Origin of the sequence: Citrobacter sp. R4, assembly GCF_026719175.1 — a bacterium.
In the GTDB taxonomy this organism is placed as follows: domain Bacteria; phylum Pseudomonadota; class Gammaproteobacteria; order Enterobacterales; family Enterobacteriaceae; genus Citrobacter_A; species Citrobacter_A sedlakii.
Genome location: NZ_JAPPSU010000006.1, coordinates 1 through 13,207 on the forward strand (window position 1 = coordinate 1; position 13,207 = coordinate 13,207).

The window sequence follows — 13,207 nt, forward strand, 5'->3', positions numbered from 1 at the left end:
ATTAAACTTCGTAATGAATTACGTGTTCACTCAGAGACTTGGTATTCATTTTTTGTCTTTCGACATTAAGAATCCATGTCACTTTGAGTGCCCACACAGATTGTCTGATAAATTGTTAAAGAGCAGTTGCGACGCGCTTCAGCGCTCTGTCGCGAGGTGGCGTATATTACGCTTTCCTCTTTCAGAGTCAACCCTGAATTTCAGGATTTTTCTCTTCAACCGGACCGGCTGTTTGTGTGAAGTGATTCACATCCGCCGTGTCGATGGAGGCGCATTATAGGGAGTCGTCTCAGGAAGACAAGCGGAAAAATGCAGATTTATTTCAACCGCTCACCTTTTGAGCACAACGCTTACTTTTACTGCTGTTTTATCGCTAAAGGCAGGTCTGCCAGACTATTAATCACCCAATCCGCGGCATTTTCTGCTTCTGGCGTCACAGGCTTACCGGTACGTACCAACACTTTGGTTCCGACCCCTGCCGCCAGCGCGGCCTGCATGTCTTCTAATTTATCGCCCACCATATAAGACGCCGCCATATCAATATGCAGAAAATCGCGAGCAGAGATCAGCATGCCTGGATGCGGTTTACGACAATCGCAAACCTGACGAAACTCCTCTACGCTTCCCTGTGGGTGATGGGGACAATAATAGATGCCGTCGAGATCAACATCGCGGTCTGCCAGCGACCAGTCCATCCATTCTGTTAAGGTTTCAAACTGCGCTTCAGTAAATTTGCCGCGCGCAATGCCGGACTGGTTGGTGACAACCACCAGCGCATAGCCCATTTTTTTGAGTTCACGCATGGCGTCAATGACACCGTCGATGAATTCGAATTCGTCGATCTCATGTACGTAGCCGTGGTCCACATTGATAGTGCCGTCGCGGTCGAGAAAAATTGCGGGTACAGACTTTGCCACCTTTTATAGCTCCTGAATAAGGCATGTGGCGCTAGTATCGCATTTTTCGGCAGGCAAGAAAGTGCTCATCGTAGAAAGCCTGATTGATTTAGACGTCTGGATGCCTTAACATCCATTTTGTTGACGGCGATTCACCGCTTCAGACAGACAAAAATGCTACGGCTAACTTCATTACGATAATAAATAATCAATGATTAAACTTTCGAATATCACCAAAGTGTTCCAACAAGGGACCCGCACCATTCAGGCGTTGAACAACGTCAGCCTGCATGTCCCTGCCGGACAAATTTACGGTGTGATTGGCGCATCAGGCGCCGGTAAAAGTACGCTAATCCGCTGTGTCAACCTGCTGGAGCGCCCGACAGAGGGGAGTGTGTTGGTAGGCGGGCAGGAGCTGACCACGCTTTCTGAATCTGAGCTGACCAAAGCGCGTCGCCAGATCGGCATGATTTTCCAGCACTTTAATCTGCTGGCCTCCCGTACGGTTTTCGGCAACGTGGCGCTGCCGCTGGAGCTGGACAACACGCCGAAAGAGGAGATCACACGTCGCGTGACCGAATTGCTGGACCTGGTGGGTCTGGGCGATAAGCACGACAGTTACCCGGCCAATCTTTCCGGTGGTCAAAAACAGCGTGTGGCGATTGCCCGTGCGCTGGCAAGCCAGCCCAAAGTGCTGCTGTGCGACGAAGCCACCAGCGCACTGGACCCGGCAACCACACGTTCGATCCTCGAATTACTGAAGGACATTAATCGTCGTCTCGGTCTGACCATTCTGCTGATCACACACGAGATGGATGTGGTTAAGCGTATCTGTGACTGCGTGGCCGTGATCAGCAACGGCGAACTGATAGAACAGGATACGGTCAGTGAAGTGTTTTCCCATCCGAAGACCCCGCTGGCGCAAAAATTTATCCAGTCCACGCTGCATCTCGACATTCCGGAAGATTATCTGGAGCGTCTGAAACCAACCCCCGAAGCCGATAGCGTACCGATGCTGCGCATGGAGTTCACCGGTCAGTCGGTTGATGCGCCGCTGCTTTCCGAAACAGCGCGTCGCTTTAACGTCAATAACAACATTATTAGCGCGCAAATGGATTACGCTGGCGGCGTGAAGTTCGGCATTATGCTGACGGAAATGCACGGCACTCAAGAAGAAACACAAGCCGCCATTGCCTGGCTGCAAGAACACCATGTAAAAGTAGAGGTACTGGGTTATGTCTGAACCGATGATGTGGTTGCTGGTTCGTGGCGTCTGGGAAACGCTGGCGATGACCTTTGTATCCGGATTCTTTGGTTTCGTTATCGGTTTACCGGTTGGCGTGTTGCTCTACGTCACGCGTCCCGGGCAAATTATCGAAAACGCGAAGCTCTACCGCATTCTTTCCGCGGTGGTGAATATCTTCCGGTCAATTCCGTTTATTATTCTTCTGGTCTGGATGATTCCGTTTACTCGCGTCATTGTCGGAACCTCAATCGGACTGCAGGCCGCGATTGTGCCGCTTACCGTTGGCGCCGCGCCGTTTATCGCCCGCATGGTGGAAAACGCGCTGCTGGAAATCCCAACAGGATTGATTGAAGCGTCACGCGCGATGGGTGCGACGCCGCTGCAAATCGTGCGTAAAGTTCTGCTGCCCGAAGCGCTGCCGGGTCTGGTGAACGCGGCGACTATCACGCTGATTACCCTTGTCGGCTATTCAGCCATGGGAGGCGCTGTGGGCGCTGGCGGTCTGGGCCAGATCGGTTACCAGTATGGCTATATCGGCTACAACGCGACCGTGATGAACACGGTGCTGGTATTACTCGTCGTTCTGGTTTATTTAATTCAGTTCGCAGGCGATCGCATCGTTCGGTCTGTAACGCACAAGTAACGTTAACCACAACACAAATAACTCATTAAGGAAATAAGCATGGCGTTCAAATTCAAGACCTTTGCGGCAGTAGGAGCCCTGATTGGTTCTCTGGCTCTTGTGGGTTGCGGACAGGATGAGAAAGATCCCAACCACATCAAAGTGGGCGTTATCGTCGGTGCTGAACAGCAGGTTGCCGAAGTTGCGCAGAAAGTCGCAAAAGAAAAATACGGGCTGGACGTAGAACTGGTGACGTTCAATGACTACGTGCTGCCTAACGAAGCGCTGAGCAAAGGCGACATTGATGCCAACGCCTTCCAGCACAAACCGTATCTGGATCAGCAGATCAAAGATCGCGGCTACAAACTGACGCCTGCGGGCAATACTTTTGTCTACCCGATTGCGGGCTACTCCAAAAAAATCAAATCGCTGGATGAACTGCAGGATGGCGCGCAGGTCGCCGTACCAAACGATCCGACCAACCTCGGTCGTTCGCTGCTGCTACTGCAAAAAGTGGGTTTGATCCAACTGAAAGACGGCGTGGGCCTCCTGCCAACCTCACTGGACATTGTCGGAAACCCGAAAAATCTGAAAATTGTCGAACTGGAAGCCCCGCAACTGCCCCGTTCTCTTGATGATGCGCAGATCGCCCTGGCGGTGATCAACACCACCTATGCCAGCCAGATCAACCTGACCCCGGCGAAAGACGGTATCTTTGTGGAAGACAAAGATTCCCCGTACGTCAACCTGATCGTCACCCGTGAAGATAACAAAGATGCGGAAAACGTGAAGAAATTCGTGCAGGCCTATCAGTCTGACGAAGTCTACGAAGCTGCCAATAAAGTCTTTAACGGCGGCGCAGTGAAAGGCTGGTAATTTTTAGGCTCTTTTCTCAAACTGTAATATCATTCAGGACGGGCACTTGCCCGTCTTGTCATTTATGCAAGCTCCTGATTCAATATCTGACAGTTAGATCATTCATTGAGGAAATATTATGCGTGCTTTACCGATCTGTTTATTGGCACTCATGCTGAGCGGCTGTTCCATGCTAAGCAGATCCCCCGTTGAACCTGTTCAAAGCACTCCAACCCCACCTAAAGCGGAGCCGGAAAAACCTAAAGCGCCGCGCGCAGCTCCTGTCAGAATTTATACCAGTGCTGAAGCGCTGGTCGGCAAGCCGTTCCGCGACCTGGGTGAAGTCAGCGGCGACTCATGCCAGGCAACGAATCAGGATTCTCCACCGAGCATCCCTACGGCGCGTAAGCGTATGCAGATTAACGCGTCAAAAATGAAAGCGAATGCCGTCCTGCTGCACAGCTGTGAAGTGACCAGCGGTACGCCGGGCTGCTACCGTCAGGCTGTCTGCATTGGTTCTGCGCTTAACATTTCGGCTAAATGAGTCATTTTCAGTTTGAGCAAATCGGTGTCATTCGCTCACCTTACAAAGAAAAGTTCGCCGTCCCTCGCCAGCCGGGTCTGGTAAAGAGCGCGCATGGCGAACTGCACCTGCTGCCGCCCTTTAATCAGGCCGATGCCGTGCGTGGTCTGGAGGCGTTCAGCCATCTGTGGGTGCTCTTTGTGTTTCATCAGACAATGGAAGGCGGATGGCGTCCGACCGTACGTCCGCCTCGCCTTGGCGGCAATGCGCGCATGGGGGTCTTTGCCACCCGCTCGACGTTTCGCCCAAACCCTGTCGGCATGTCGCTGGTTGAGCTGAAGGACATTTCCTGCCACAAAGAACGCGTCATTCTGAAGCTCGGCAGTCTGGATCTGGTTGATGGAACGCCGGTTATCGACATTAAGCCTTATTTGCCGTTCGCCGAATCGCTTACAGATGCCCGGGCCAGCTATGCGCAACATGCGCCAGTGGCCGAAATGCAGGTAAGCTTTAGTGATGAACTTGAGCGGCAATTCCCGACGCTGGAAAAACGCTACCCGCAGCTTAAAACATTTATTCGCGATGTGCTGGCGCAGGATCCGCGTCCCGCTTATCGTAAAGGTGAAGAAACAGGGAAAACGTACGCGGTCTGGCTGCATGATTTCAACGTGCGCTGGCGCGTAACGGAAACGGGATTTGAAGTCTTTGCGCTCGAACCCCGCTAATTTCATGCCCTTCTCTTTTGACATCCCTTTCTCGCTGGTAAACTAAATCACTTTTTTTGTGTCAGGCTCACGTTGAGCCTGTTCGATCGTCCAACTGGAACCGTAACAACATGCGTACTAGCCAATATCTGCTCTCCACTCTGAAGGAGACACCTGCCGACGCCGAGGTTATCAGCCATCAGCTGATGCTGCGCGCCGGGATGATCCGCAAGCTCGCCTCCGGGTTATATACCTGGCTGCCGACTGGCCTGCGCGTTCTGAAAAAAGTCGAAAACATCGTGCGTGAAGAAATGAACAACGCCGGCGCGATCGAGGTGTCTATGCCAGTGGTTCAGCCAGCTGACCTGTGGCAAGAGAGTGGCCGTTGGGAACAGTACGGTCCGGAACTGCTGCGTTTTGTTGACCGTGGCGAGCGTCCGTTCGTACTCGGCCCAACCCACGAAGAAGTCATCACCGATCTGGTGCGTAACGAACTCAGCTCATATAAGCAGCTGCCGCTAAACTTCTTCCAGATCCAGACGAAGTTCCGTGACGAAGTGCGTCCGCGTTTCGGCGTCATGCGCTCCCGCGAGTTCCTGATGAAAGATGCCTATTCTTTCCACACCTCGCAGGAATCCTTGCAGGAAACCTACGACGCGATGTACGCAGCCTACAGCAAAATCTTCACCCGTATCGGTCTGGAATTCCGCGCAGTGCAGGCTGACACGGGTTCGATTGGCGGTAGCGCGTCTCACGAATTCCAGGTGCTGGCGCAGAGTGGCGAAGATGACATTATCTTTTCTGACACCTCCGATTACGCCGCCAACATCGAGCTGGCCGAAGCCGTCGCGCCAAAAGCCCCGCGCGCTGCCGCGACGCAGGAGATGACGCTGGTTGATACGCCAAACGCGAAAACTATCGCGGAGTTAGTTGAACAGTTTGCTCTGCCGATTGAGAAAACCGTGAAAACGCTGTTGGTGAAAGCGGTTGAAGGCAGCAGCTATCCGCTGGTCGCGCTGCTGGTTCGCGGCGATCACGAACTGAATGAAGTTAAAGCGGAAAAACTGCCGCAGGTCGCCAGCCCGCTGACCTTCGCAACTGAAGCGGAAATCCGCGCCATCGTCAACGCAGGCCCGGGTTCACTTGGTCCGGTCAACATGCCGATCCCGGTTGTCATCGACCGTACCGTTGCGGCGATGAGCGATTTCGCGGCAGGCGCTAACGTTGACGGCAAGCACTACTTCGGCATCAACTGGGATCGCGACGTGGCAACGCCGGAAGTGGCAGACCTCCGTAACGTGGTCGCAGGCGATCCGAGCCCGGATGGTCAGGGTACGCTGCTTATCAAGCGCGGCATCGAAGTGGGTCATATTTTCCAGTTGGGTACCAAATACTCCGAGGCGCTGAAAGCCGCCGTTCAGGGTGAAGATGGCCGTAACCAGATCCTGACCATGGGCTGCTACGGAATCGGCGTAACACGTGTGGTTGCAGCCGCGATTGAACAAAACTACGACGAGCGCGGCATCGTGTGGCCCGACGCTATCGCACCGTTCCAGGTCGCTATTCTGCCTATGAATATGCATAAATCTTACCGTGTGCAGGAACTGGCGGAAAAACTGTATGCCGAACTGCGAGCCCAGGGCATTGAAGTGCTGATGGACGACCGTAAAGAACGTCCAGGCGTGATGTTCGCGGATATGGAGCTGATCGGTATTCCTCACACTATCGTGCTGGGCGACCGTAACCTCGACAATGACGACATCGAATACAAATATCGTCGTAATGGCGAGAAGCAATTGATTAAAACCGGTGACATCGTTAGCTATCTGGTTAAACAGATCAAAGGCTGATGCACAAAAAACCCCGCAGCCGCGGGGTTTTTCTTTTTCATACTCATGCACTATTGCTGAGCACAGCTTTTACCCGGCATAAACGTAATCGCTTTATCCGCGTTCAAGGTCTTCACTGGCGCTCCCGTGTCCGGGTTAGCTTCAAGCGTGAAGTGCCCTTCTACCGACAACAGGACGGGTTTTTCGCTGTTCCCCCTGGCAGCAAGATAACCGCGCTCAAGCTCGGCGTTATTCGCCACAGAAACACGCTTACCGGTTGCACAATCGGTAAAGGTCGCTGCATCTGCCATATAGAAATACATACCGCGCATCGGCATTGGGGTTACCGGTAAAGTGGCCTTCACGGGTTCAAGCGTATAGTTAAACTGCGACTCAACCGGGTTGCCTTCACGGTCGAGCATCTCAAGCGCATCGCCTTTTGCGCGATAATACGCTTTCTCGCCCTTACTGTCGGTGAGCACCAGCTTATCGGCGGTCCGCGCCCAGGTACCATAGGAAGCAAAGGAAGATGGTTCGTCACGGACGCCCTGGTAGCGTTCATTCATCACCCAGGTGCCATCTTTTTCAAGAAACAACGAGGTTTCAATTCCTTCACAATCTGCGCACGGTAAAATGCCCCGCCAGCTTTGCTGCATCGGTTTAAGTTCCGCAGCCTGCGTCGGTTGCAGGACATCGACTTCTGAACGGTTGTTACAACCTAACAATGAAAAAAGCGAAAGCGCTGCTATCGCCGAAATGAGTGTCTTTTTCACCCCGAATTCCTTCTGCATTTTTATTCCTGCCCGTCAATCCACGCGACGGACTTTACCGCGGAGGGCTTTCACTGTGGATTTTTGCGCTTTCGAAGACAATCTTCGTTCTTTCGAGGCGCGCGTTGGCCGGGTTGCCCGTCGGCTTTTTTGTTCCGCGGTGAGTTCTTTGATCACTGCCACCAGTCGGGCCAGCGCCGCTTCACGGTTTAGCGTCTGGCTTCGGTATTCCTGCGCCTTAATGATAATGACGCCATCAGGGCTAATCAGGTGATGACTGGCAGCAAGTAAACGTTCTTTGTAATACTCTGGCAGGCCAGAGGCCCGGATGTCAAAACGCAAATGGATCGCCGTTGAGGCTTTATTCACATGCTGTCCGCCTGCGCCCTGCGCGCGAATTGCCGTAATTTCCAGCTCATCATCGGCGATAGAGACGTTTCGCGAAATAACAATCATGCGGGTTGTTGCCAGGCAGCCAGATGAATTTCCAGATTATTCTGAGCATCCGAAAGCCAGATGGCTCCGTCCTGAATGGTGGCTTGCAACGTCATCGTCCGTTCCGCGAAGGCGCTTAACTTCGCCAGTTGCTCATCATCAAGATACCAGACTGCCAGATTCGGAAACTGTGCGCACTTATTCTGGTTCTGCTGCCACCAGATCTGCGCCGCTCGGCTGTTGTAAGCAAACAGCGCAACGTTTTTCGCCTGGGTGCAGGCTTTCTTGATCCGCCGCTCTTCCGGTAACCCCAGTTCAATCCACAGATCGATCCCCAAATGGTCGTTACGCAGCCAGGCTTCCGGCTCGTCTTCTGCGCTCAAACCTCGCGTAAACTGCAAGCGCTCATCCGCATATTTGATCCACGCCAGCAGGCGCAGCATCATGCGCTCCTGGGTTTCTGAAGGATGACGGGCCAGCGTCAACGGCGCGTCCAGAAACTGGTTGCGGTCCAGGTCCGCCACATTTACCACGGCTTTGTATATTGTCGCTTTAAGCGCCATGAAAAAACTCCTTTCGAATCAGGCAAACATTGTAACGAAAACGACGACAAAAGGCTGTTAATGGTTCGGCTATCAAGCTGCTGATTTCGGCGGAATGGCTGTGGTATAGTCACCTTGCTAAACAGAGTTTATCTTCATAGGCTTAGACTTGCATCCACGGTGAAGTCAGAATACTGACAGGAGGGCATGTGGAAAAATATTGTGAGTTAATACGCAGGCGGTATGCGGAAATAGCCAGCGGAGACTTAGGGTATGTCCCGGATGCGCTGGGGTGCGTTTTAAAGGTGCTTAACGAAATGGCCGCAGACAGCGACCTTTCAGAGTCGGTCAGGGAAAAGGCGGCGTATGCTGCTGCGAACTTACTGGTGAGCGATTATGTCAATGAATGAAACATATCAACCCATCAATTGCGATGACTACGACAACCTTGAGCTCGCCTGCCAGCATCATCTGTTGCTGACGCTGGAACTGAAAGATGGCGAAGTTCTGCAGGCAAAAGCCAGCGATCTGGTGTCGCGTAAAAATGTGGAATACCTGATTACCGACGTTGCAGGTGAAACGCGCGAACTGCGTCTCGACAAAATCGCCAGCTTCAGTCACCCGGAAATCGGTACCGTGGTGGTCAGCGAATCCTGAATAGTGGTCGCCGGATGGCGCTACGCTTACCCGGCCTACAATGTGCGGTTACTGTAGGAGGAATAAGCGTAGCGCCATTCGGCATTTTAGTCTGCTTCCCGCCATAACAGCTGTAGTCCCTCTTCCTCCACCGCCATCCCTTCATCAGTGACAAAAACGCCAGCGGCAGCAATGAGCGTATCGCCGTAAAACAGCAAAGGCGTAGTATCACGTCGCCAGGGTGGAACCCCGAGTTCCTGCCAAACCTTCTTCAGCTTACGTCCACCGTTCCGTCCGACGATATGCAGCAGGCCCGGCGCTTTAAAGCGAATGGAAACCGGTTCATCCGTTCGCGGTGTTCTCAGTTCACCGCCGGGCGCCAGCGCGACTTCGCCCAGCCCGGCGGGCAGCATGAGCGGCTTGCGCCTGTCTCGCCATGCCAGCGTCGTTTCACTCTGACCGCCAACCGATTTTATCCACCACAACTGCGCCTGGTAGCGGCGAACCTCATACGCGCCAAAACGCAAACAGGGCGCAGCGTCTTCACGCGCCAACGCCACTTCCTGCCAGATGCGCTCAAGGCCGTCACGCGAGGGCATCGGCGCATCCTTCGTCGCCAGCCAGCGGCGGATCACTGCGGCGCGGCGAGACTGGCTCATCGACAGCAGCGGCGCGAGCTGCAGCGTACCGTGCGGGGTCACGCAGCCTGACAGCTCTTCCGCCAGCAGTTCATCCAGCAGGCTTTCCTGGCTGGCGCACAGCGCCGCGCTGCGCGCCGTCGCTTCAGCAAAATGCGGCCAGCGCTGTTGCAGAAGCGGCAGCACACGCAGGCGCAGGAAGTTACGATCGTAGGCATCATCCTGATTGCTTTCATCTTCAATCCAGCGAAGCTGATGATCCGTTGCCCACTTTTCCAGGTCGCGACGGCTTTGCTGCAGCAAGGGACGAATAAGGTGGGTACCCGCAAACGCGGACACCTCGGCCATTGCGGAAAGTCCCGCCGGCCCACTACCGCGCTTGAGCGCCAGCAGAAATGTTTCACATTGATCGTCAAGATGCTGGGCGGTCGCCAGCACTTCCCCTGGCAACAGCGCCTGTGCGAATGCTTTATAGCGCGCCTGTCTGGCATGCGCTTCCGTGCCCAGCCCTTCATGCGCCAGCTGTACGCGCTCAACCACCAGCGGCACCTGCCACTGCGCGCATACCGCCTCACAGTGCGCCACCCACGCATCGGCATGAGTGCTCAGGCCGTGATGAATATGAATCGCCCGTAGCGTGATACCTGGCTGCTGGGCCCGCCATTGCACGAGTTGATGCAGAAGAACGGTAGAGTCCAGCCCGCCGCTGTATGCGACGAGAATTTGCTGAGCGCTAAACAGTGAAGTCTTCAGGGTGAGTGTAGTCATGGCGATTATTTACAGTGACGTTGCCCGGCACGTTACCGGGCAATCCTCGCGATCGCAAGTCTCACTGTTCATACAGTTCGAGCGGCAGGCCATCCGGATCGTTAAAAAAGGTGAAACGTTTGCCGGTAAACGGATCAACGCGTACAGCTTCGCATTTGACGTTTTTCGCCGCAAGGTGCGCGATAGCCTTCTCCACGTCATCAACGCTGAAAGCCAGATGGCGCAAACCGCAGGCCTCCGGTCGGCTTGGGCGCTGCGGCGGAAAGGGGAACGAAAACAGCTCAATGACATATTGCCCGTTCAGCGCGAGATCGCCTTTCCAGGAATCACGCTCCTCTCTGTAAGCTTCACTCATCAGGGTAAAGCCCAGCACATCGCAGTAGAACGCCTTACTTACCGCATAGTCGGTGGCGATAATTGCAATATGATGAACCTGTTTTAATCCCAGCATAGTGTCAGTGTCTCCATGTTATGTTATCTGCACGTTACCCGCCCGGGGTCCGCAAAAGCAAGCCGTTACGCGCTTTTTAAGACTCGTACGTGGTACACGCCATCATCATCCTGTTTTGCGCCGTGAATATCCGTTTCAAAGCCAGGATAGTGGTGCCCTATCGAGCAAAGCATCAGGAGAAAGTCGAGCACCGCGCGGCTCTGCTCGGTGATCATCTCCCCCGGCATCAGCAGCGGCACGCCCGGCGGATACGGCAGGATCATATTAGCTGACACTCGCCCAACCAGTTGATCCAGCGTTACCGTCTCCACCTCGCCTTTGATCTGCCGCTGCCACGCCTGATGCGGCGTCATGATCATATCCGGCAGCGTGTCGAACGCCCGCAGCATGAGCCCGGAAAGATCGTGTTGGCGAATCAGTTTATGGATCCCCTGCGCCAGATCCTGAATGCGCATATTGCGATAAAAATCAGGATCTTCAGCGTACAGATCCGGCAACATGTTCTTCACTCGCAGGTTAAGATCATAGGCCCGCTTAAATTCGGTCAAACCGCGCAACAGTCCCATTGCCCGGGTTTTATCAATACCGATACTGAACAAAAACAGTAAATTGTAGGGGCCGGTTTTCTCAACGACCACGCCGCGTTCATCAAGAAATTTCGCCACCAGCGCGGCGGGGATGCCCTCATCGCTCATGTTCCCTTGCTCATCCATCCCCGGCGTCAGGATCGTGACTTTCACCGGATCGAGAAACATATGATCGTCGTCGGCGTCGCTGAAACCGTGCCAGTCCGCGCCTGGCGCGACAGGCCAGCATTCGGCTTCATCGACCTCCTCCGGCTGCCAGATATCAAAGAACCAGCCCTCGGACTCCTCTCGAAGCCGCTGAATCTCTTTGCGAAAATGCAGCGCCCGCTCCACCGAGCGGTTAATTAACCGCTTGCCCGGGTTACCGCGCAGCATCGCCGCTGCCGTTTCAATGGAGGCGACAATGGGATAGCTCGGCGAAGTGGAAGTGTGCATCATAAACGCTTCATTAAAGGTCTCTTCGTCGTACTCACCTTTAATATGGATCAGCGAAGCCTGGGATAGCGCGGCCAACATCTTGTGCGTCGATTGCGTTTCGAAAATCACTTTGCCGGGCACCCGATCGCCACTCATCCCGCTTTTACCCTGGTAAATGGGATGAAAATGCGTATATGGCACCCAGGCGGAATCAAAGTGGATCGACGGCACATCCAGCGTCTGCTTGATCCAGTTGGTGTTGTAGAGCAAGCCGTCATAAGTTGAGTTGGTAATGACGGCGTGTACCGGCCACTGCGCCTGCGGCGTTTCGGTGACTTTACGTTCAATACTCGCGCGCGTGAACTCGCGTCGGGGGATGCCGCCCAGGATGCCGAGCGCATTCCGCGTCGGTTTCAGCCATAAAGGGACAACGTCGCTCATCATCAACAAATGCGCCAGCGACTTATGGCAGTTGCGGTCAATCAGCAGCGTGCTCCCCGTCGGCGCGGCGTACATGCCAACGATTTTATTCGATGTCGATGTCCCGTTGGTCACCATGTAGCTCTGTTCAGCGCCGAAGGTGCGGGCAATATACTCCTCGGCTTCCAGATGCGGGCCGCTATGATCGAGCAGCGAACCGAGTTCTGTGACAGAAATCGAGACATCCGCCTTCAGCGTATTGCCGCCGAAAAAATCATAGAACAGACAGCCTACCGGACTCTTTTGATAGGCGGTTCCCGCCATGTGTCCCGGCGTACAGAAGGTGTATTTCCCCTCTTTCACATAGGTGAATAACGCTTTGGTGAAAGGCGGCGTAATATTGTCGAGATACTCACCGGTATATTGACGGATACGCGTGGCGATATCTTCCGCCTGTCCCAGCGCGTACTCAAAAAACCACAGCGCCATACGCATATCATGTACGCTGACATCCATGGTGGAATGGGTATTGATAAAAGCGTACAGCGGCAGATATTCGTTTAACTGGTTAATGTCGCTGCACAGATCGAGACTGTATTCATCCCAGTCAAAAATAACGCCGCAAATACGCGGATTGTGTTCAATAAACTTCAGCAGGTCGACGCTGTTTTGTGGCCAGATAATCTGGAACCCTTGCGATTGCAGCGCGCGCTCAAGCTCCTTAATGGGCTCATCTTTATAAAAAACGCCGTGCGGTCCCATAATGGCAATGATATTCATGCGCTCCTCCTGGAAAATCCTTAGCTAATCATAGACTGTTCAAACCGCAGGTAAAAAAAAGGGCCACAATTCGTGGCCCTTTTCAGAA

The 13,207-nt window shown here is 53.9% G+C and carries 15 protein-coding genes; 8 read left to right on the forward strand and 7 right to left on the reverse strand.

All coding sequences use genetic code 11. The features are described 5' to 3' along the window. Positions 1–356: 356 nt before the first annotated feature. Positions 357–917: a D-glycero-beta-D-manno-heptose 1,7-bisphosphate 7-phosphatase gene (gene gmhB / locus OOJ60_RS14010; protein WP_042289808.1), complete on the reverse strand. Its 561-nt coding sequence runs from the start codon at positions 915–917 to the stop codon at positions 357–359. Positions 918–1,107: 190 nt separating this feature from the next. On the opposite strand from gmhB, the gene metN reads away from it, so the two are divergent. From metN to proS, 6 genes are all read left to right on the forward strand, one after another. After that, positions 1,108–2,139 carry a methionine ABC transporter ATP-binding protein MetN gene (gene metN, locus OOJ60_RS14015; protein WP_042289810.1) on the forward strand — a complete coding sequence of 344 codons (1,032 nt, stop codon included), beginning with the start codon at positions 1,108–1,110 and terminating at the stop codon, positions 2,137–2,139. After that, positions 2,132–2,785 carry a methionine ABC transporter permease MetI gene (locus OOJ60_RS14020; protein ID WP_042289812.1) on the forward strand — a complete coding sequence of 218 codons (654 nt, stop codon included), beginning with the start codon at positions 2,132–2,134 and terminating at the stop codon, positions 2,783–2,785. The genes metN and OOJ60_RS14020 overlap by 8 nt, the downstream gene beginning before the upstream one ends. Positions 2,786–2,824: 39 nt before the next feature. Continuing rightward, complete coding sequence (gene metQ, locus OOJ60_RS14025; RefSeq protein WP_060570041.1) at positions 2,825–3,640, forward strand: methionine ABC transporter substrate-binding lipoprotein MetQ; 816 nt, start codon at positions 2,825–2,827, stop codon at positions 3,638–3,640. A 118-nt stretch (positions 3,641–3,758) separates the two neighbouring features. After that, complete coding sequence (rcsF, locus tag OOJ60_RS14030; RefSeq protein ID WP_042289817.1) at positions 3,759–4,163, forward strand: Rcs stress response system protein RcsF; 405 nt, start codon at positions 3,759–3,761, stop codon at positions 4,161–4,163. Continuing rightward, entirely contained in the window at positions 4,160–4,867 is a 708-nt protein-coding gene (gene tsaA, locus OOJ60_RS14035; protein ID WP_060570040.1) for a tRNA (N6-threonylcarbamoyladenosine(37)-N6)-methyltransferase TrmO, read from the forward strand. The genes rcsF and tsaA overlap by 4 nt, the downstream gene beginning before the upstream one ends. 110 nt (positions 4,868–4,977) lie before the next feature. Then, positions 4,978–6,696, forward strand: coding sequence for a proline--tRNA ligase (gene proS / locus OOJ60_RS14040; protein WP_060570039.1), 1,719 nt, complete (start codon positions 4,978–4,980; stop codon positions 6,694–6,696). 50 nt (positions 6,697–6,746) lie between these two features. On the opposite strand, the gene nlpE is transcribed toward proS, so the two are convergent. Genes nlpE through OOJ60_RS14055 form a run of 3 tightly spaced genes read right to left on the reverse strand, consistent with a single transcriptional unit; the run spans position 6,747 to position 8,443 of the window. Further along, entirely contained in the window at positions 6,747–7,466 is a 720-nt protein-coding gene (gene nlpE, locus OOJ60_RS14045) for an envelope stress response activation lipoprotein NlpE (protein WP_042289824.1), read from the reverse strand. 15 nt (positions 7,467–7,481) lie between these two features. Beyond that, positions 7,482–7,901, reverse strand: a complete 420-nt coding sequence (gene arfB, locus OOJ60_RS14050) for an alternative ribosome rescue aminoacyl-tRNA hydrolase ArfB (protein ID WP_042289827.1) — start codon at positions 7,899–7,901, stop codon at positions 7,482–7,484. After that, positions 7,898–8,443, reverse strand: a complete 546-nt coding sequence (locus OOJ60_RS14055) for a YaeQ family protein (protein ID WP_042289829.1) — start codon at positions 8,441–8,443, stop codon at positions 7,898–7,900. The genes arfB and OOJ60_RS14055 overlap by 4 nt, the downstream gene beginning before the upstream one ends. A 188-nt stretch (positions 8,444–8,631) precedes the next feature. Between OOJ60_RS14055 and OOJ60_RS14060 the strand changes: the two genes are divergently transcribed. Together OOJ60_RS14060 and rof are read left to right on the forward strand one after the other, a co-directional pair. Continuing rightward, positions 8,632–8,832 carry a YaeP family protein gene (locus OOJ60_RS14060; RefSeq protein WP_042289831.1) on the forward strand — a complete coding sequence of 67 codons (201 nt, stop codon included), beginning with the start codon at positions 8,632–8,634 and terminating at the stop codon, positions 8,830–8,832. Further along, positions 8,819–9,079 carry a Rho-binding antiterminator gene (rof, locus tag OOJ60_RS14065; protein WP_042289833.1) on the forward strand — a complete coding sequence of 87 codons (261 nt, stop codon included), beginning with the start codon at positions 8,819–8,821 and terminating at the stop codon, positions 9,077–9,079. The genes OOJ60_RS14060 and rof overlap by 14 nt, the downstream gene beginning before the upstream one ends. An 86-nt stretch (positions 9,080–9,165) precedes the next feature. Here rof and tilS read toward each other — a convergent pair whose 3' ends face one another. The 3 genes from tilS to ldcC form a co-directional block, all read right to left on the reverse strand. Beyond that, positions 9,166–10,464: a tRNA lysidine(34) synthetase TilS gene (gene tilS / locus OOJ60_RS14070; protein WP_205612752.1), complete on the reverse strand. Its 1,299-nt coding sequence runs from the start codon at positions 10,462–10,464 to the stop codon at positions 9,166–9,168. A gap of 61 nt (positions 10,465–10,525) precedes the next feature. Then, on the reverse strand, positions 10,526–10,915 hold the full coding sequence (locus OOJ60_RS14075; RefSeq protein ID WP_042289838.1) for a VOC family protein: 390 nt from the start codon (positions 10,913–10,915) through the stop codon (positions 10,526–10,528). Between the two features lie 65 nt (positions 10,916–10,980). Continuing rightward, positions 10,981–13,119, reverse strand: a complete 2,139-nt coding sequence (gene ldcC / locus OOJ60_RS14080; protein ID WP_042289839.1) for a lysine decarboxylase LdcC — start codon at positions 13,117–13,119, stop codon at positions 10,981–10,983. Positions 13,120–13,207 lie beyond the last annotated feature (88 nt).